General features: G+C 73.8%; 11 protein-coding genes. 5 read left to right on the forward strand and 6 right to left on the reverse strand.

The window, feature by feature from the left end; translation table 11 throughout:
* Positions 1-64: 64 nt before the first annotated feature.
* From trmB to ACIRD8_RS33345, 3 genes are all read right to left on the reverse strand, one after another.
* The gene (gene trmB / locus ACIRD8_RS33335; protein WP_404000031.1) at positions 65-937 is read right to left on the reverse strand and encodes a tRNA (guanosine(46)-N7)-methyltransferase TrmB; all 873 of its coding nucleotides are present in this window, start codon (positions 935-937) and stop codon (positions 65-67) included.
* Positions 930-2,186, reverse strand: a complete 1,257-nt coding sequence (gene lhgO, locus ACIRD8_RS33340; RefSeq protein ID WP_404000034.1) for an L-2-hydroxyglutarate oxidase — start codon at positions 2,184-2,186, stop codon at positions 930-932. The genes trmB and lhgO overlap by 8 nt, the downstream gene beginning before the upstream one ends.
* A gap of 147 nt (positions 2,187-2,333) precedes the next feature.
* Positions 2,334-3,845, reverse strand: coding sequence for a sporulation protein (locus ACIRD8_RS33345; RefSeq protein WP_404000037.1), 1,512 nt, complete (start codon positions 3,843-3,845; stop codon positions 2,334-2,336).
* Positions 3,846-4,786: 941 nt separating this feature from the next.
* Between ACIRD8_RS33345 and ACIRD8_RS33350 the strand changes: the two genes are divergently transcribed.
* Entirely contained in the window at positions 4,787-6,898 is a 2,112-nt protein-coding gene (locus ACIRD8_RS33350) for an asparagine synthase-related protein (protein ID WP_404000040.1), read from the forward strand.
* A gap of 40 nt (positions 6,899-6,938) precedes the next feature.
* Positions 6,939-10,172 carry an ATP-binding protein gene (locus ACIRD8_RS33355; RefSeq protein ID WP_404000043.1) on the forward strand — a complete coding sequence of 1,078 codons (3,234 nt, stop codon included), beginning with the start codon at positions 6,939-6,941 and terminating at the stop codon, positions 10,170-10,172.
* A 21-nt stretch (positions 10,173-10,193) separates the two neighbouring features.
* On the opposite strand, the gene ACIRD8_RS33360 is transcribed toward ACIRD8_RS33355, so the two are convergent.
* Together ACIRD8_RS33360 and ACIRD8_RS33365 are read right to left on the reverse strand one after the other, a co-directional pair.
* A complete protein-coding gene (locus ACIRD8_RS33360; RefSeq protein ID WP_404000045.1) occupies positions 10,194-12,119 on the reverse strand; it encodes a sigma-70 family RNA polymerase sigma factor in 1,926 nt (641 codons plus the stop codon).
* A gap of 264 nt (positions 12,120-12,383) precedes the next feature.
* Entirely contained in the window at positions 12,384-13,190 is an 807-nt protein-coding gene (locus ACIRD8_RS33365; protein WP_404000048.1) for a TetR/AcrR family transcriptional regulator, read from the reverse strand.
* 339 nt (positions 13,191-13,529) lie between these two features.
* Between ACIRD8_RS33365 and ACIRD8_RS33370 the strand changes: the two genes are divergently transcribed.
* Both ACIRD8_RS33370 and ACIRD8_RS33375 read left to right on the forward strand, forming a co-directional pair.
* Positions 13,530-14,963: an NAD(P)/FAD-dependent oxidoreductase gene (locus ACIRD8_RS33370; protein WP_404000051.1), complete on the forward strand. Its 1,434-nt coding sequence runs from the start codon at positions 13,530-13,532 to the stop codon at positions 14,961-14,963.
* Between the two features lie 328 nt (positions 14,964-15,291).
* Positions 15,292-16,962 carry a SpoIIE family protein phosphatase gene (locus ACIRD8_RS33375; RefSeq protein ID WP_404000054.1) on the forward strand — a complete coding sequence of 557 codons (1,671 nt, stop codon included), beginning with the start codon at positions 15,292-15,294 and terminating at the stop codon, positions 16,960-16,962.
* A 9-nt stretch (positions 16,963-16,971) separates the two neighbouring features.
* Here the strand turns inward: ACIRD8_RS33375 and ACIRD8_RS33380 are convergent, their stop codons facing one another.
* A complete protein-coding gene (locus tag ACIRD8_RS33380; protein ID WP_404000071.1) occupies positions 16,972-18,270 on the reverse strand; it encodes an MFS transporter in 1,299 nt (432 codons plus the stop codon).
* Positions 18,271-18,412: 142 nt separating this feature from the next.
* Between ACIRD8_RS33380 and ACIRD8_RS33385 the strand changes: the two genes are divergently transcribed.
* Positions 18,413-18,970, forward strand: a complete 558-nt coding sequence (locus ACIRD8_RS33385; protein ID WP_099173040.1) for a MarR family winged helix-turn-helix transcriptional regulator — start codon at positions 18,413-18,415, stop codon at positions 18,968-18,970.
* Positions 18,971-19,296: the final 326 nt, after the last annotated feature.

Here is a 19,296-nt window from a genome sequence, read left to right on the forward strand (position 1 = left end):
CCCTAACGAGGGCCACTGACACCTGGCCATGCCGCGGGGGGCGGGGTGGCCGGTCCGTGGCCGATCAGCGACGGGTGAACAGCACGTCGTGCACGACGTGTCCCTTGTCCAGACCCTGGCCCTCGAAGCGGGTCAGCGGCCGGAACGCCGGCCGGGGCGCATAGCCGCCGTCGGCCTGGGTGTTCTCGAACAGGGGGTGAGCCGTCAGGACGTCCAGCATCTGTTCCGCGTACGGCTCCCAGTCCGTCGCGCAGTGGACGACCGCGCCCGGCTTCAGCCGCTGCGCCACCAGGTCGAGGAACTCCGGCTGGATCAGGCGCCGCTTGTGGTGCCGCTTCTTGGGCCACGGGTCGGGGAAATACACCCGGAGTCCGTCCAGGGCGGCCGGCTCCAGCATCTCGCGGAGCAGGATGATCGCGTCACCGTTGGCGACCCGGACGTTGGACACGCCCGCCCGCTCCGCCAGACCCAGCAGATTGCCCTGTCCGGGGGTGTGCACATCGACGGCCAGGATCCCGGTGCCCGGGTCGTCGGCCGCCATCTGCGCCGTCGCCTCGCCCATGCCGAAGCCGATCTCCAGGACCACCGGGAGGCCGTCGAACAGGGCGGGGAGATCGAGGACGCTCCGGCCGTCGATGTCCAGGCCCCACGTGGGCCACAGCCGCTGGAGGGCGTCCTCCTGGCCGGTGGTCACCCGGCTGCGGCGGGGCTGGAAGCTGCGGATCCGGCGCTCGTGGTGCGAGCCCGCCGGGTCGGCGGCCGGGCCGCCGGGGAAGCGGGGCTCCTGGCGCAGCCTGCGCTGGCGCTCGAAGGAGGCGGCGCGGCGCGCCGCCGCGTCGGCCTCGTCCGTGGCGGGGGGCGCGGTCTCCGGCGCGGGGCCGGCCGCTTCCGCGGCGGGGCCGGGAGTCTCTGGGGTGGGGTTCAGGGGCTCAGACACAATGACCCGATTCTACGGTGGGAGGCGCCCACCCCGTCGCGCGAGCGCGCAGCAGCGCCCGTCGTGCCACCTCCCTCCCGATGGGCAGGGACGCGGTGGCCGCGGGGGACGGTGCGTTCAGCACGTGCACGGTGTGCGGGGCGTCCCTGATCAGGAAGTCGTCCACCAGCGTGCCGTCGCGCAGGACCGCCTGGGCCCTGACCCCGGCGGGGGAGGGCCGCAGATCGGCCTCCGTCACCTCGGGCAGCAGCCGCTGGACGGCCCGGGTGAACGCGCTCTTCGACAGTGACCGGTGGACCTCGCCCGCCCCGTACTGCCAGTGGCGCCGGGCGATCCGCCAGGAGCCGGGCCAGGCCAGGGTGGCGGCCAGCTCGCGCGGGTGGACGACCGCCCTGCCGTACCCCTCGCGCGCCAGGGCCGGCACCGCGTTCGGCCCGACGTGGACCGTGTCGTCGATGCCCCGGGTCAGATGCACCCCGAGGAAGGGGAACGCCGGGTCCGGCACCGGATAGACGAGCCCGCGCACCAGCTCCGGCCTGGCCAGCTCGTAGTACTCCCCGCGGAACGGCACGATGCGCGCCCCCGGGTCGTCGCCCGCGAGCAGCGCCACCCGGTCGCTGTGCAGTCCCGCGCAGTTGACCAGCACACGGGCCCTGACCACCTGGCTGTCGGCCGTGCGCACCGCGACGCCCCAGGGGCGCCGGTCGACGGCGACGACCTCCGCGCCGTAACGGATCTGTCCGCCCGAGGCGCTCACCTCCGAGGCGAACCGGACGGCCACCGCCGTGAAGTCGCACACCCCCGTCGTCCCGACCCGGATCGCCGCGAGGCCGCGCACCCGCGGTTCGTACTCCGCGATCTGGGCGGGGCCGAGCTCACGGACCGGCAGGCCGTGCGCCCGGCCGCGCTGCACCAGGGCGTGCAGCCGGGGAAGCTCGCCCCGGTCCGTCGCGACGATCAGCTTGCCCGTGACCGCGTGGGCGATGCCGTGTTCCGCGCAGAAGTCCACCAGCTCGGCGGCGCCGCGCACCGCGTAGCGCGCCTTGAGCGAGCCCGGCGGGTAGTAGATGCCGCTGTGGATCACCCCGCTGTTGCGCCCGGTCTGATGCCGGGCCGGGCCCCACTCCTTCTCCAGCACCGTGACCCGGGTGCCGGGCGCGGTGCGCGTGATCGCGTACGCGGTCGACAGACCGACGATTCCGCCACCGATCACCAGCACATCGCAGTCGTACGCCGCGTGCGTCATCATCACGCCACCTCCCACCCCGATAGTGCACTGGCCCACTGACAACGGGCTCAAACCAGGGGTCGGGTGTGCGTGGCGGAACGTTTCGCGCCCGGATCCGGCGAAACCCGGGCGTACCGGTGATCCCTGGGGGCTCCCGTCCGGGAGGGCCTATGCCGGGGCGACGAGAAGCGGACGAGCCCGTTCCCGTAGTTCGGCCACGCGGGGCTCGTCCCCGTACGGCTCCAGGCGGTGCAGCAGGTCGCGCACGTACTCGGTGGTGCGCGCCGAGGAGATGCGTCCCGCCACCTCCACCGCCCGCGTCCCCGCCGCGCAGGCCGCGTCGAGGTTGCCCGACTCCAGCTCGGCGACCGCGGAGACGACGAGCCGCAGCCCGTGGGAGCGGACGAACTCGTCGGTGGGTTTCGACAGCGCCTGCTCGGTGAAGCGCCGCACCTGGCGGGGCGCCTTCAGGTCGCGGTAGCACTCGGCGGCGTCGGCGGCGAACCGGTCGTACGAGTAGAAGCCGAGCCACGTCGGGTCGGAGTCGCCGGCCCGGGAGCGCTCCAGCCAGCTCTCGGCGGCCCGGAGTGCGGCCCCCGCGGCCGGTGCGTCGCCCGCCTTGGCATGGGCGCGCGCCTCCACGAGCCGGAAGAAGCTCATGGTCCTGGCGGTGGCGAGCCCGCGATTGCGTTCGACGGCGGCCTGCGCGAGGTCCACGCCCTCGTCGGCGAAGCCCCGGTAGGTCGCCTGGAGCGACATCGACGCCAGGACGTAACCACCCAGCGGTACGTCGGCGGCGGCGCGGGCCAGGCGCAGGGCCTGGATGTAGTAGCGCTGGGCGGCCTCCTGCTGGCCGGTGTCGAAGGCCATCCAGCCGGCGAGCCTGGTCAGCTCGGCGGAGGCGCCGAAGAGCGCACGGCCCACCTCGTCGCTGTACGAGCCCAGCAGGAGCGGAGCGGCGTCGACCCGTAAGCACTCCGGGACCATGGAGGAACGCCAGTCGCCGCCGCCGTACTTGGAGTCCCAGCGGCGCGCGTCCTGGGCGGCCTCGCGCAGCTTGGTCACATCGCTGTGGCCGACGCGCAGCAGCGGCCCGTCCGCGGCGCCCGTGGGGTCGGAGCTGTTGGGGCCCGGCTGTACGGGCACCCCGCCCTGCGCCCCGGGTGCGCCCTCGGAGCCCAGGATGGTGGCCTGGGCGGCGGTCGGGTCCCGCGCGACCGACGGATCGGCGGGGGTTATGAGCCAGCGGGACGCGGGGGTCGCATAGGCGCTCACCGCGAAGGAACCGGCCAGTGACTGCCAGATCCCCCCGCCGCCCCGCCGGCCCGCCAGATCCAGCCGGTACAGATCCGTCGCCGACCGCACCGCCTCGTTCACGTCGCGAGGGAAGGCCAGACCGACCTCCGGCGCCGGATCGGCGTCGGCGAGCCCGATCTCGTGCAGCGGGACAGGACGGCCGAGTTTGGCCCCTATCGCCGCCGCGATGAGATGGGGCGCCGCGCCCTGCGGCACCATGCCCTTGGCGACCCACCGGGCCACCGACGTCTTGTCGTAACGAAGTGTCAGACCGCGCTGTGCTCCGAGGTCGTTGACCCGCCGGGCGAGCCCGGCGTTGCTGATTCCCGCGAGGGCGAGAACCGTGCCGAGCTTCTCGTTCGGCCCGCGTTGCTCCCTGGACATGCGCCACCCCTCGACACACAGACGGCCGCCGCGTCACCGTCAGGCGCGCGGCATTCGTACCGTGTTCTCCCCAGGTACGGTCCCGGGCACTCCGGCCGCACACGCATTTGGCCGAGCCCCGTGGAATATGCCGCCCTGCTGAGAACATCGGTAAACCCAGCGTAGTTCGCCGCATCCCCACCGTTAAGGGGCAGACCTCCGTATGGCGGGAATGTTGTCCGTGCGGTGCGGGGCGTGAGCGCCGTGCTCCTGATGTGTGGCCGTGCGCCCGGCCGTGCGCTCTGGTCCGGCCGGTGCGGCAAGCGCTTCGATGGTCCTGCGTGGGTCGGCCCGCCGAACTGGACTCGGCGGGCTGGGGGAGACCGCCGCCCCAATCCCCGCGGGCGGCGAACCGGTCCGGGAGGTGATGACACCTCCCGGACTGTGCGCCGCACGGGCGGGGTTGTGAGAAGAGGACGTGCGGACCGGCACACCGGGGGGATGTGCCGGCCCGCACGTCCTCGCACCTCGCCGGGGGTCCCGGGGGTGCCCCGTGGAGCCGCGGGAGACCTGCCCGCGATGCGCGGGGGAGGCCGGGCGGGACGGGCCCCCGGTGTGCCGCCGTGGGCGAAACACCCGGTTCCGCCGCGACCGGAGAATGGCCGGATAACGCCGGTCGGGCAGGGCGGTGCGAAGCCGTCCGACTATGGCCGGATTGTGTCTGTTGCCCGGCCGGGCCGAGGCGGGGCCCGCGTCCGGCCCCTCCGCCACAACTCCCGGAAGATCCAATTCCGTTGTGGAGGGAACGGCGGAGCCATGGCCAGGCTCTTGCCAGGGGCGCATGCGCATCCGGTGTGCGCCGCCCGTACCCCCTCCCGGGCGCCGTTGTCGTGGCAGCATGTCCCGCAACGGCGTTCCCGTGTCCTGGTACGCCGGTTCGTCCACAGCCTGTGGAGGCGGCGATGCGTTGGTTGGTGGGGTGGAGCAGTATCGCCGCGAGCTTCGGCACCGTGGGCGCGGTCGGCCACCACGGGGAGGGGCGCACCGTCCATCCGGTGGGGTCCCAACTCCTCTGGGGGGACCCGGATCCGCTCTGGGCCGTGGGTGACTGGCGCCCCGACGAGATCCGCATCATCACGGTCGCGACCCCCGAGGGGGCGCCCACCACCCGTCTCGCCGTCCTCGGCTGCTGCGGGGCCACTGACGAACAGCTCCGCGTCGGACTGCTCGCCGCCCGCGGAGGGGCGCTGCGCCATCTCACCGCCTGGTCCGGCAGCTACACGGCCGTCGTGCAGATCGGCCGCCGCATCACCGTCGCCGGGGACCTCGCCGGGGCCCGCCCCGTCTTCCACACCCCCTGGGCCAACGGCACCGCGTACGCCACCGCCGCCCTCCCGCTCGCCGACCTCATCGAGGCGCAGCTGGACATCGGCCACCTCGCCGCGCTGCTGGCCTGCCCCGAGACCCCGGAGGCGCTGGGCGACGGCACTCCGTACGCGGGGGTGAAGCGGATCCCGCCCGGGCACGCGCTGATCCTCCGGGAGGGCTCGCGCGAGATCACCGGGTACGAGGCGGTGGCCTCGCTCGCTGTGGCGGCGCCCCAGACCGACCCGGTGAGCGCGGTCGAAGGCGTACGGGACGCGCTCGTCGACGCCGTACGCGCACGGCTCACGGCACCCCGGCACGCCCCGGAGACCATGCCGCCCGATCCCGGCCCCGTCCCTGGCATGGGCCCGGCCGAGCGCCGCGCGGCCCGTGGGGCGCCCGTACCCGGCATCGGCTCGGACCTCTCCGGCGGCAGCGCCTCCGCCACGCTCGCCCTGCTGGCCGCGGGGCTGCCCGGGCTGCCCGGCACCGTGCTGGGCCATGGCACGGGCGCGGGCGAACGGCTCCTCGCCGTCACCTTCAACGACCTGTCCGCGCAGGGCCGCGAGGACGAGCTGGAGCGCGCCCGGGCCATCGCGTCCAACCCCCGCCTGCACCATGTGGTCGTGGCGGCGGGCGAGGAGGCCCTGCCCTACGCGTCGCTGGAGAGCGGCCCGCTCACCGACGAACCCGCCCCCTCCCTCGTCGTCGCCGAACGCCACCGCCGCCGGCTGGCCGCGGGCAGCGCCGACCACTTCGTCGGCCACGGCGCCCGTCAGGTCCTGGACGCGCACCCGGCTCGGCTGGCCGACCTCCTCATGGACCGGCGCAGACGCCACATCCTGCGGCCCGTCGCCGCGCTCGCCAGGGCCGAAGGACCTTCCACGCACTCCCTGTTCGTCCCGCTGGCCGTCTACCGGGCGGCCCGCCGGCTGGCCCGTACGTCGTACCGCACGGGGCTGGAGACCGCGGCGTCCCTGCTGCCCGAGGCCAACCGCGACGCCCCCGACCTCGACACTCCGGCCGACGCCTCGCTCGCCTCGCTCACCTGGTCCCGGCCGGGCCCGGCGGCGCGCTGGCTCACCGGGGAGGCACTCGCGGAAGTATCGGTTCGCCTTCAGGAGGCGGCCATCCGGCCCGCCTCGGTGCAGCGCCCGGGGGAGGCCAGGGCCCGCGCGGCGCTCGCCCGGCACGCGGCGGACCAGCGGATCCTGGAACAGGCCGCGGAGATCCGCAGCCAGCGGCTGCACGCCCCCTTCCTCGACAACCAGGTCGTACGGGCCGCCCGCGCCCTCCCGGAGTCGCTGCGGGTCCAGCCCGGCGCCCGCGCCGCGATCCTGCGCCGGGTCCTCGCGGGCGCCGGCATCCACGACCTGCCGCCCGGCTGGGGCACTCCGTCCCAGGCCACCTCGACGGCCGCAGGACGCATCGGCCTGCGTACCGCCCTTCCCGACCTGATCGCCCTCTTCGACGCCCCGCTGCTCGCCGACGCGGGCCTGATCGAGGCCCGCGTCGTACGCAAGGCGCTGCGCGCGGCCTCCGAGGGCGAGCCCCTTCCCCTGGACGGCCTGGCCGAGCTGGCGTCCACGGAACTCTGGCTCCGCCGCCTGGTCACCCGCCGGGGCACCTGCTGGACCGGCACGGCGGCCCCGCGGCAGCGGGCGGTGGCGGGCGGCGTCGTCCCGGCCCGCCGCACGCTCCAGCCGTAATCCCCGCAGGGCACCGCACCCGCCGGGACACAATGGCCCGGTGCGGTATCTGATCCTGGGCGTCACCGAGGCGCGAGACGAGCACGGCGGCCCGCTGCCCGTCGGCGGCGCCCGGCTGCGCACCCTGCTCGCCGCCCTCGCCCTCCGCGCGGGCCGCCCCGCGAGCGTCGCCGGGCTCATCGACGACGTATGGAGCGACGATCCCCCGCAGGACGCCCCCGCCGCCCTCCAGGCCCTCGTCGGACGGCTGCGGCGCGCCCTCGGCCGGGAGGCGGTGGCCGGCACCCCGGGCGGCTACCGGCTCACCGCCGGCCCCGACGACATCGACCTGTACGTCTTCGAGCGCCTCGCCCGCCAGGGCGCCGCCGAGCTCGACGGGGGCACCCCCGAGGCCGCCGCCCGCACCCTGCGCGCCGCCCTCGCCCTGTGGCGCGGCCCCGCCCTCGCCGACCTCCCCGGGCACGAGCACGGGCTGCGGGCCGAGGCCCGCCGGCTCACCGCGCTCCAGCAGCGCATCGAGGCAGACCTCCGGCGCGGGGCCACCGCCGGCCTCGTACCCGAACTCAGGGAACTCACCGCCACCCACCCGTACCACGAGCCGCTGCACGCCCAACTGCTCCGCGGCCTGCGTGCCGAGGGCCGGCAGGCCGACGCGCTCGTCGCGTACGAGGAGGCCCGCCGGGCCCTCGCCGACGGCCTCGGCACCGATCCGGGACCGGAGCTGGCCGCGCTCCACCGGGAACTCCTCGACACCGGCGGGCCACCCGCACCGCCCCCGGACGACCCATGGCCGGCCGAGGGCAACATCCGCCCCCGGCTCACCTCGTTCGTCGGCCGCGAGCCCGAACTCCGCGTCATCCGCTCCGACCTGGCCGGGGCCCGCCTCGTCACCCTCACGGGTCCCGGCGGCTCCGGCAAGACCAGGCTGGCCGAGGAGTCCGCGGCGGGGCAGGGCGCCTGGATCGCCGAACTGGCCCCGCTCGACGACCCCTCCGCCGTACCCGGAGCCGTACTCTCCGCCCTCGGACTGCGCGAGACCGCCCTCCTGCCCGGCCGCTCCCGCGAGGGGCACGGGGCCTCCGCGGACCCCACCGCGCGCCTCGTCGAACACCTCTCGCACCGGTCACGCCACACCCCGTTCCTCCTCGTGCTCGACAACTGCGAGCACGTCATCGACGCGGCGGCCACCCTCGCGGAGACCCTGCTGACCCACTGCCCGAGGCTCCGGATCCTCGCCACCAGCCGCGAGCCCCTCGGCGTACCCGGCGAGACCGTCCGCCCCGTCGACCCGCTGCCACCGGAACCCGCGCACCGGCTGTTCGCCGAGCGCGCCCGCGCCGTGCGGCCGGACTTCGAACCGGACGCGGACACGGCCGACAACCCACGGGCCGTCGCCGAGATCTGCCGGAGACTCGACGGCCTCCCGCTCGCCATCGAGCTGGCCGCCGCCCGGCTCCGGCTGCTCACCCCGCGCCAGATCGCGGACCGCCTCGACGACCGCTTCCGGCTGCTCACCAGCGGCAGCCGCACCGTCCTGCCCCGCCAGCAGACGCTCCGGGCGGTCGTGGACTGGTCCTGGGACCTGCTCTCCCCGGACGAACGGACCGTGCTGCGCCAGGTCTCCGTCTTCGCGGGCGGCTGGGACCTGGCCGCCGCCGAAGCGGTGACCGGCCCGGACGCCGCCGACCTGCTCGGCGCGCTCGTCGACAAGTCACTCGTCGTCGCGGCCGCCCCCACGGACGGCACGGAGATGCGCTACCGCCTCCTGGAGACCATCCACGAATACGCCGCGGAGCGGGCCGCAGGGACGCCCGAACTCCGGGCGGCCGCCGTCTCGGCCCACACCGCCCACTTCACCGCGCTCATCGAGGAAGCCGATCCGCAGCTGCGCTCCGCCGGCCAGCTCCCGTGGATCCGGCGCCTGGAGACGGACCTCGACAACATCCGCGCCGCCCTGCACCGCACCGTCGTCGCCCGGCCCTCCGAGGAGGATGCGCTGCGCCTCGTCCTCGCCATGGGGTGGTTCTGGTGGATGCGCAACTACCGCATCGAGGGCCTGGCCTGGGCCGACCGCACCGCCGCACTCGGCGAGGACCCCGAGGACCGGACGGACCCCCGCTTCTGGCCCCGCATGCACCTGCACATGCTGCGGTTCTTCCTCGCGGTGGAGAGCCGGCCGATCGACACCATCAACGACGACGAGGGCTTCCAGGCCCTCATCGGCCGGGTGACCGAGGCCTTCGGCGCGGGCGGCCCGGAAGCCGCGCGCTTCCCGGGGCTGCTCTGGCCGATGACCGCGTACATGAGACGTACGTACACGCCCCGCACGCACTCGCGCTTCGACGAGGCGGTCGCCAACACCCGTGCGCACGGCGGTGTCTGGGAGTACGCCGTCACCCTGATGTTCCGCACCCACATGCTGGTGGACACCCCCGTCGGCATGACCGGCATCCACGAGAACCTCGCCGAGCTGCGCGTACTCAGCCGCCGGGTCGGCGACCGCTATCTGCGCGCCCAGGTCGCGAGCGCCGCGGCCGAGGCCGGGATGATGCACGGGAGGTACGAGGAGGCGCGTACGGCGTACGAGGACGCGCTGGAGCTCGCCCGGGAGGTGGGCGCCCACGCCGAGGCTCCCTTCCTGATCGCCCGTCTCGCCGAACTCTCCTACCACTCCGGGGATCTGGACGCGGCGAGGAAGGGGCTGGACGAGGCGGAGGCGGAGGCCGGGCGCCAGCATGTGCTGGACGCCCGCGCGTATGTGCACTTCCTGCGCGCCACGGTCGCCCTGGCGGCGGGCGAGATCCCCCAAGCGCGCCGGTACGCCGACCTGGCGTGCGGGGCCGATGCGTACGGCAGCCGGCCGGCGCAGTTCGAGGCAGCGCTCATGGCGCTCTCGGCGGGCATCACCGTGCGCGAACCGTCCGGCGGTCCCGTCGAGGGGCTGCGCGGGGTGACCGGGGCGCTGCGCCTGGCCGTGACGACCGGATGCGCGGAGAACTTCACCGCGCACCTGGCGGAGACGGCCGGGGCCGTCCTGGTGGAGCTGGACCTGTGCACGGCGGCGGCCCGGGTCCTCGGGGCCGCCGGTGCCTGGCGGGTGGACAGCCCCCGCTCCGCGGCGGAGGAGTCCCAGGTGACCGGGGCGACGGAGCGGCTGCACGCGGCTCTGGGGCCCCGGCGGTACGAGGAGGAGAGCGCCCTGGGACTCAACCTGACACCGGACGAGGTCCTGGCCCTCCTGACCGCTGCCGCCGAGGAGCTCAGCGGCAGCTGATGCGCGAGGCCGCCGAGGGTCTCAGCGGCAGCTGATGCGTGACGCCGCCCAGTCGGCCAGTGCGGCCCCGCCGAGCGGCCCGGACGGCTCCACGACCAGCCGGATCGTCTCCCGGCCCTCGATGCCGACGCTCACCGGTACGGCGGGCTCACCGCCCCGGACCACGGGGGACTGCCACAGCGGCGCCCCTCCGTCCTCACCGTCGTACACGGAGAAGCGCACCGCGCCGAGCCCCAGGGTCAGATCGTCGACCCCGGCCATCGCCTCGTAGCTGGTGCACTCCCGGTTGAGCTGGATGGTCACCGACGAGCGGGAGGGTGCGGTCACCCCGTGGGCGTACGTCGTGGAGGCGATCGACAGCCCCTGGCGCTGCCAGAACACCCCCTGGCTCCGGCCGAGCATGATCTCGGGGCCCGTGTGATCACCGGTGAGGGAGTACGCCAGCTCGTTCACCTGGTAGACCTCCGGCGCGGGCGGCGGCTCCTCCGGGGCGGGCGGTGTCGGGGTCGGGGTGGGCGTCGGCGCGGGCTCCTCCGGAGTGGGCGGCGTCGGCTTCGGTGTCGGCGTGGGAGTGGGCGTCGGTGTCGGCTCGGGGGCGGGCGGTGGTTCGGGAGCGGGCGACGCGGGCGGGGCCGGCGGCTGTGGGCTCGGCGTCGCCTCCGGCGGGGGAGTGGGGGCCGCGGGTGCCGCGACCGGCGGCTTGGCCACCGGCTTCTCCTCCGGCGCCGGCCGGTCGTCGCCGACCAGGGCCCACACCAGGCCGGCGGCGGCCGCCACCGCCACCGCGGCGGCGATCCCGGCCTTCAGCGGAGCGCCGAGCCCTTCCGACGCGGCGGCTCCGCCTGCCGTGCCGCCCCCGGAGGACGCGCTTCCCGTGGCCGCCGCTGCCGCTCCGGCACCGGCCGCCCCTGCCGCGCCGCCCGCCACGATGCCCGCCGCCTTGAGCGAGTAGCCCGCGGCGAACCAGCCGATGACGGCCACCGGAAGGAGCGCCGGAATCCCGGCGTTCACCCGGTCCAGCTCACCGGCGGCGATCCGGCACTTCGCGCACTCGTCCAGATGCTTGCGCAGCCCGCGCTCCGCCCGGGTCCGCAGGCCGCCCCGGGCATGGGCGCCCAGCCGGTCGGCGTACTGCGCGCAGTCGCCGCCGGCGGTGAGCGACTGGCTCACATGGGCCTGCAGATAGGCCTGCTTGAGCCCTTCCCGGGCGCGGACGGCCAGCACCGCTGTGGCGTTGGCGGTCAGGCCGAAGAGGGGAGCGACCTGGCTCGGCGACTCCTCCTCCACGGTGGTGTGCCACAGCACGGCCTGCCAGCGCTCGGGCAGGCTGCGGAACGCCTGCATGGCCATCGACCGGTCCGCCTCGTGCATGGCCAGCACATCGGCGCCGAGGTCGAGGGTGTCGGCCTCCGACAGCTCGGCGGAGCGGGTGGCCTGGGCGGCGAACACCGCGAAGTCGTCGACGAGATGCTCGCGCTTCGCGCTCCTGGTCCACGCGGCGGCGACATGCCGGACAGCCGTCATGAGGTAGGCCCGGACGGCTTCCTCCGGCCCCTTCCCGCCGCGCACCGCCTGCAGTGTCCGGGCGAACACCTCGGCCGTCAGGTCGTCGGCGGTGTGCGCGTCCCGGCAGCAGGTACGGGCATAACGGCGCACCGCACCGGAGTGGCGCCGGAACAGCTCCTCGTACGCCTGGTCGTCGCCGGCGCGCATCCCCTGGATCAACTGGGCGTCGGAGGGGCCTAGATCGGCCGATCCGACGCGCCCCTCGCGCTGCAGGGGCACCGCGTACCCGGCACCGCTCTCCACGCCGGGCTCCGCACCGGTCTCCGACGGCGCCTGGCCTTCGGCGGGCGCGGGCGGCCAGGGGCCGGGCAGCACGGTGCCGTCCTTGTCCGCACCGGCGATACCGTCGGACGGTTCTTCCTGCTGCGCTTCACCGCTCATCGCGGAAGCCCCCGTATACACCCTCGGACCCGAAATACCGGGGCCACAGTGCCACACAGCCACGCCGCGGCGAACCCCGGAGCGGGAGCAACCACTCGTCCGGGGTGTCTTCCCCGGCCCCGGGGGGTGATCTCACCCCCACGGGGAAGGAGCAACGGCCCCCGACCGCACCGGTGTCGGCCCGGCGAAGACGCACTCACGCCGGGCCGACGCGCCTACGCGGTGGCGGTGCGCCCCAGGGCACACGCGCCCGCGCCTCCGCGGCTACGCCGGACGGGAGCGGAGGCCCTCCAGCAGGATGTCGAGCAGCCGGGCCGAAGCGGCCGCCTGGTGAGCGGGGTCCGGCAGAGCCGGTGCCGCCGTGGCGATGACCAGCAGCACATCGCCCACCGTCACATCGCCCCGCAGCTCACCCGACTCACGGGCCCGGTCCACCAACCGACCCACGACCTCCAGCAGCTCGGCCGCTCCCGGATCGTCGTCGAGCCCCTCCCCCTCGGCGGAGTGCCCGGCCACCCGGAGGCCGGGCTGTTCCCCCACTCCCTGCCGCTGATGCGGGACGCGCGTCTCGCTGTCGGCCGCGCCCGCCGCCGCGGCCTGCTCGTCCTGATCGGCCCCGACACGCAGCACCTGCGGCGGCAGCAGCCGGCCCGCGCCCGATGCCACCGAGGTCCGCAGGAAGCGGGAGAGCGCCGACCACGGCTCGTCCTCGTGACCGAGGGCGGAGCGCGCCTGGTCGGTCAGCCGCGCGGTCTCCTCCTCGGCTATCCGGCGCACCAGCACGTCCTTGCTCGGGAAACGCCGGTAGACCGTACCGACGCCGACCCGTGCACGGCGCGCCACGTCCTCCATCGGCGCCCCGTAACCCAACTCTCCGAACACCTCACGCGCGGCGCGCAGGACGTGTTCGAGATTGCGCTGTGCGTCCACGCGGAGCGGTGCGGAGCGGGACGCGCTGCCCGTCGCTCCTGCCGCCGCGACCGTACCGACCGCTCCCACGGAGCTCAGCCGCCCGTGGTCCTCGGCGGATGAGGTGACAGCGCTCGGCCCATGCAAATCCTGAATGTGCATAACTTCCCCCGGTTATGGCGTCTCCCCCCGGAGACTTTCCCGCCGTGTCAGCCGGCGTGTGGACCTTCATCCGAATCCGACACCCCGACGGGGTACGAACATAGTTGAGCCCGGGTCAATTCAGAAGGGGGTAGTTCCGCACGGAGCGCCCCCCGATCGGAGCAAGGACCGGTTGGACCCTGATTCGACCCCTGCGGCCCCACCCTTCCGCCGCACCTGACCTGCACAGCTCCGCGAACAGCCGGGGGCCCTGGAGCACCCGGTGATCGAAGAGCTCCGGTCACACAATTTGCCGGGCCTGTGGACAAACACCGGACTCCGTTGCGTCATGGGAAGGTGATGGCACCAGATTCCCGAGGGGCACCCCCCGGCACCCGGCCAAGTGTGCGCATTCTCGTCGTCGGCGGCGGCTACGTCGGGATGTACACGGCGCTGCGTCTCCAGCGGAAGCTGCGGCAGAGACTGAAAAGCGGCGAGGCCGAGATCGTGGTGGTCACGCCCGAGCCCTACATGACGTACCAGCCGTTCCTGCCCGAGGCCGCCGCCGGTTCGATCTCGCCGCGCCACGTCGTCGTGCCCCTGCGCCGGGTGCTGAAGAACTGCACGATCGTCATCGGTGAGGCGGAGCGCGTCGACCACGCCAAGCGCACCGCCACCGTCACGACGCTCGCCACCGGCGAGGACGGCACCGGCGCCCTGGAGATCCCGTACGACGAGATCGTCCTCGCCCCCGGATCCGTCTCGCGCACCCTGCCGGTCCCGGGCCTCGCGGACTTCGGCATCGGCTTCAAGACCGTCGAGGAAGCCATCGGACTCCGCAACCACGTCATCGAGCAGATGGACATCGCCTCCGCGACCCGCGACCCCGCCATCCGCGACGCGGCCCTCACCTTCGTCTTCGTCGGCGGCGGATACGCCGGCGTGGAGGCGCTCGCGGAGCTCGAGGACATGGCCCGCTACACCGCGCGGTACTACCACAACATCAAGCCCTCGGACCTGAGATGGATCCTGGTCGAGGCGACCGGACGCATCCTGCCCGAGGTCGGCGAGGCGATGGGCAGGTACGCCGTCAGGGAACTGCGGGGCCGCAACATCGACGTACGGCTCGACACCCGGCTGGACAGCTGCGAGGGCCGTGTCGCCGTGCTCAGCGACGGCTCACGCTTCCCGACCCGCACCCTGGTGTGGACGGCGGGCGTCAAACCCGCGCCGATCCTCGCCGCCACCGACCTCCCGCTCAGTGAGCGCGGCCGGATCCGCTGCACCGCCACGCTCTCCGTCGAGGGCGCCGAGCACGCCTGGGCCGCCGGTGACGCCGCGGCCGTACCGGACCTCACCTCGTCGGAACCGGGCACGGACACCGCGCCCAACGCCCAGCACGCGGTGCGCCAGGCCAAGGTCCTCGCGGACAACATCGTGGCCACGCTCGCCGGCCGGCCCGCGGAGGACTACCGGCACTCCTACGCCGGATCCGTCGCCTCGCTCGGCCTGCACAAGGGCGTCGCCCATGTCTACGGGCGCAAGCTCAAGGGCTATCCGGCCTGGCTGATGCACCGCGTCTACCACCTCAGCCGCGTACCCACGTTCAACCGGAAGGCGCGTGTCCTTGCCGAGTGGACCCTGGCCGGGCTCTTCAAACGGGAGATCGTCTCCCTCGGCTCGCTCGAACACCCGCGCGCCGAGTTCGCCCTGGCCGCCAGAGGACACGTACACCCGGGACCTCCCGACGGCACTCCGCCGAAGAACGGCAGGCCACCGGACACGTCCGGCTGAACCGCGGCTCCGCGCGGGCCGGCACGCCCCGGGAACGTCCGTAGTTCAGCGGATGGACCGGCTGCCGTACGACAACTGTCAGTACGGCCGGTCACACTGGGCGTGTGACCATAGGTGGGCTCACACCTGCACAGAGTCACCCGGCAGGCAGTCACCTACAGTGACCGGCAGCGACGACCACCAGCACGAAGAGGCCCGGCCGCGCGTTCCCGGAAGCCAGGCCTCCGCGCCCCCGCCCGGCAAGGGACCACCAGGGGACGGCCACAGAATCAGCAGAAGCAGCAGCTCGCCCGAGCGGATCCGACCGACACACGAGGCCAGAAATTCCGTGAACTTCACGCGCTGGAGCGCCCGCCTTCCCGGAACGCAGCGTCGAGCCGCCGCGCGGGACGACCACAGTTCCGTCCCCGCCGCCCGCGCCGAGTCCGTACGGCCGAAGGCTGCAGCCACGCCTCCGGACGACACCTCGGAAACGCCCGCCCCCACCACCGGGCCCTCGATGGAAGCCCTGCCGGCCCGCGAGCTCCTCGGCCGGCTCCCCGCCCCCGTCGCGCTGCTCCACGGCCCCGACCACCGCATCACCTACGTCAACGCGGCCTACACGTCGGCCTTCGGCCCACGCCCCAGCGGCGTACCCGCGGCCGAGGCCATGCCCGAGCTCGCCGAGCTCAGCCTGCTGCCCCTCATGGACCAGGTCCTGCGCAGCGGCACTCCCCGTACGGTCAAGTCCCGCAAGGTCCTGGCCGGCAGCTCGTACACCGTGACCTGCACCCCCGTGGCCACCGGCGACCCGGACGACCCCGACGGTGAGGCGGGCGTCCTCGTCTACGCCACCGATGTCACCGACCACGCCGAGGCGGCGGAGCGGCTCCGGGCCAGCGAGCGCCGCCACCGCGAGACGGCCGTCACCCTCCAGCGCTCCCTGCTCCCGCAGGACCTCGAACAGCCCGACGACCTGCGCATCGCCGCCACCTATCAGCCGGGCGGCACGGACGCCGCGGTCGGCGGCGACTGGTACGACGTCATCACCCTGGGCGCCGGCCGGACCGCGCTCGTCATCGGCGACGTGATGGGACGTGGGGTGCGCGCCGCCGCCGTCATGGGCCAGCTGCGCACCGCCGTCCGCGCCTACGCCCGACTCGACCTCCCGCCGCACGAGGTGCTCCAGCTCCTCGACGTTCTCGCCGCCGAGATCGACGCCAGCCAGATCGCCACCTGCGCCTACGCCGTCCACGACCCCAACGAGGGCCACCTCGTCTACGCCTCGGCCGGGCACCTCCCGATCCTCGTGTGCGACGAGGACGGCACGGTCCACCGAGCCGAGGACCCGACGGGACCGCCGCTCGGCACGGGAGGCTGGGTGCATACCTCGGGGACGATCCCCCTGCCGCCCGGCTCCACGGCCGTCCTCTACACGGACGGCCTGGTCGAACGCCGCAGCGAGGACATCGACGAGGGTGTCGCCGCTCTGGAGCGCGCCCTGTCGGGTGCCAAGGGATCGCCCCAGGTGGTCTGCGACCGGCTGATCCGTTCCCTGGGCGTCACCGCGGAGCACGACGACGACGTCGCGGTCCTCGTGGTCCAGCACCCCGCCCGCACGGGGACGAGCGCGGAGCTCTTCCACAACGCGTCGCTCGAACTGCTCGGCGGCATCGAGGCCGCCCCCAGGGCCCGCGCCTTCGCCACGGGTGTCCTGGCGTCCTGGCGCTTCCCCGTCGAGCTGTGCGACCTGGGGGTCCTCGCCGCGAGCGAGCTCGTGGCGAACTCCCTCCAGCACGGCACCCCGCCCATGCGCCTCGGGCTGCGCAGGACCGACCGCCGCCTGATCATCGAGGTGACGGACGGGGACGACCACCTGCCGCGCCGGCGCCGCGCCGAACCCGCCGACGAGGCGGGACGCGGCATCTCCATCGTCGCGACCATCGCCTCGTCGTGGGGCAGCCGCCGCACCCCCGGCGGCGGCAAGGCGGTCTGGTGCGAGTTCGCACTCCCCGCCTGACCCCGGCTCTCAGTGCACGGTGGTGGGCGCGGTGACCGGCCCGCTCTCCGGCAGCGACACGGCGACCACCCGGGACGGCACCGCCGCGAGCGACGGCTTGTCCTGTACGGGCGTGAGCTGACGGCCCAGCTTGAGCGCCAGCACGGTGATGCCCAGCGAGAACAGCACGAAGGTCACGATGTACGGCCCGTGCAGCGCCGCTCCCATGGGCCCGCCCACGGCAGGACCGACGGCCAGGGCCAGCTGCTTCACCAGGGCGAACGCCGAGTTGTACTGACCGACCATGGACTCCGGCGCCAGGTCGGCGACGAGCGGAGCCACCGTCGGCGACAGCATCGCCTCACCCAGACCGAACAGGGCGTACGTCGAGATCATCGCGGCCGTCGCCATGGTCTGGCTGCCGTGCCCGAGGCCCGCGTAGCCCGCCACGATCCAGGCGAAGGCCCAGATCAGGCCGACCCAGGCGATGACCCGGCTGCGGCGCCGCCGCTCCACGAGGCGGAGCACCACGAACTGCGCGGCGACGATGACCGCCGTGTTGGCGGCCAGCGCGATGCCCAGGGTGGACGGCTCGATCCCGGCGGCCTCGGTGCCGTAGGCGGCGAGCCCGGACTCGAACTGCCCGTAGCAGGCGAAGAAGATCACGAAGCCCAGCACGCACAGCTGCACCATGGCCCGGTGTGAGAGCAGCACCCTCAGTCCGGCCTTGGGCGCCGAGCCGTCGGCCGGTACCGCGTCCGCCAGGGAGGGGGCACGCGGCATGCGCACCGTGACCGCGACCATCCCGAGGACCAGGAACATGGCCGCCTCGATGAGGAACAGCAGGGTGAAGCTCGACGGACGGTCGACGTCCACCAGCTGCCCGCCGACCAGACCACCGATGCCGAGCCCGAGGTTCTGCAGGAAGAACTGCATGGCGAAGGCGCGCGTACGGGTGGCCGCGCTCGAACACCACACCAGCATCGTGGCGAGGGCAGGCTGCATGACGGCGGTGCCCGCCCCGAGGACCGCGGCGGAGAGCACAGCGGAGGTCACGCCGTTCGAAACGCCCAGGGCGCCGGCGCCCACGGCCGCGGCGACGGCGGCGACGACCAGCACCGGCAGGGGCCCGCGCCGGTCGATGGCCCTGCCCGTGAACGGCAGCACGGCCAGCGCCGCCATGGCGAAGACAGCCAGCACGACACCTGCCGTACCGGCACCGAGATCCCGCACCTGCGCCACGTAGACGTACAGATACGGGACGGTGAATCCGAGGCCGAACGCGCTCAGCGCACTGCCCAGCTGGATCCGCCGCAGCGCTGCACCCATCTCCCTGGTCACACTCACCTACCTCAAGACACGAAGAACCTTCAAGAACACAGACCCGTAGACTTTAGCACTAAAGTTAGATGCTGAACTCTTCACCTTGAAGGACTTCGAAGGCTCCGGAGCGCGTGCGATACTGCCCGCCATGTCTGACACCACCGAGCAGCCCGAGCTCCAGGAGCCGAGCCTCGACGAGCAGATCGCCGCCTACCAGCGCGAGTTCCGCGACCTCGACCCGCAGGTCGAGCAGATCGTCTCCGCGCTGGGCCGGCTGAACCGCCGGATGAACGTCGCCTACGGCAGACAGGTCGCAGCCCTGGGCATCAGCAACGCCGAGTGGGAGGTCCTCAAGACCCTGGTCCTCTCCGGCACCCCGTACAGGCTCGGCCCGGGCGAGCTCGCCAAGCGCCTCGGCCTCACCCCCGCCGCGATGACCCACCGCATCGACCGCATGGCGGGCGAGGGCCTGGTCACGCGGGACAGGGACGAGAACAACCGGGTGCGTGTCATCGTCGAGCTGACCGACGAGGGTCGTACGAAGTGGCTGGAGGCGATGCGGATGGCCACCACCTTCGAGGAGGACCTTCTTCAGGACCTCTCGGGCGACGAGCGCGGAGCGCTGGGCGAGATCCTGATCCGGCTCCTGCGCCGTGTGGAACACGAACAGCCCGACGCGGGCGGCCGGCTCACCGACCTGGACTGACGGTCGGACAGGGCCGGACGAGGGGGCGCGGGGAGGGCTTGACACGCCTCCCTCGCATCCGTAAGGTTCTTCGAGTTGTCACGGAGCCGGTACGGTTCTGCGGCAGCCGATCCCGCCGCGAACGCGGCAACCAAACTCAGCACGATCTCCCACCGGGGAGAATTTCGGCATGCCGAAATTCAATTCGAAGGCTCGATTATGAGTCACCGGGAAAATCCGCTAGAGTTTGAGCGTCGGAACGGCCCAAGGGCCGGGATGGCAAACCCCGCTGACTGGGAATCAGGCCCGAAAGGATCTGATAGAGTCGGACTCGCCGGAAAGGGAAA

This window comes from Streptomyces sp. NPDC102451 (genome assembly GCF_044765485.1).
Taxonomy (GTDB): Bacteria; Actinomycetota; Actinomycetes; order Streptomycetales; family Streptomycetaceae; genus Streptomyces.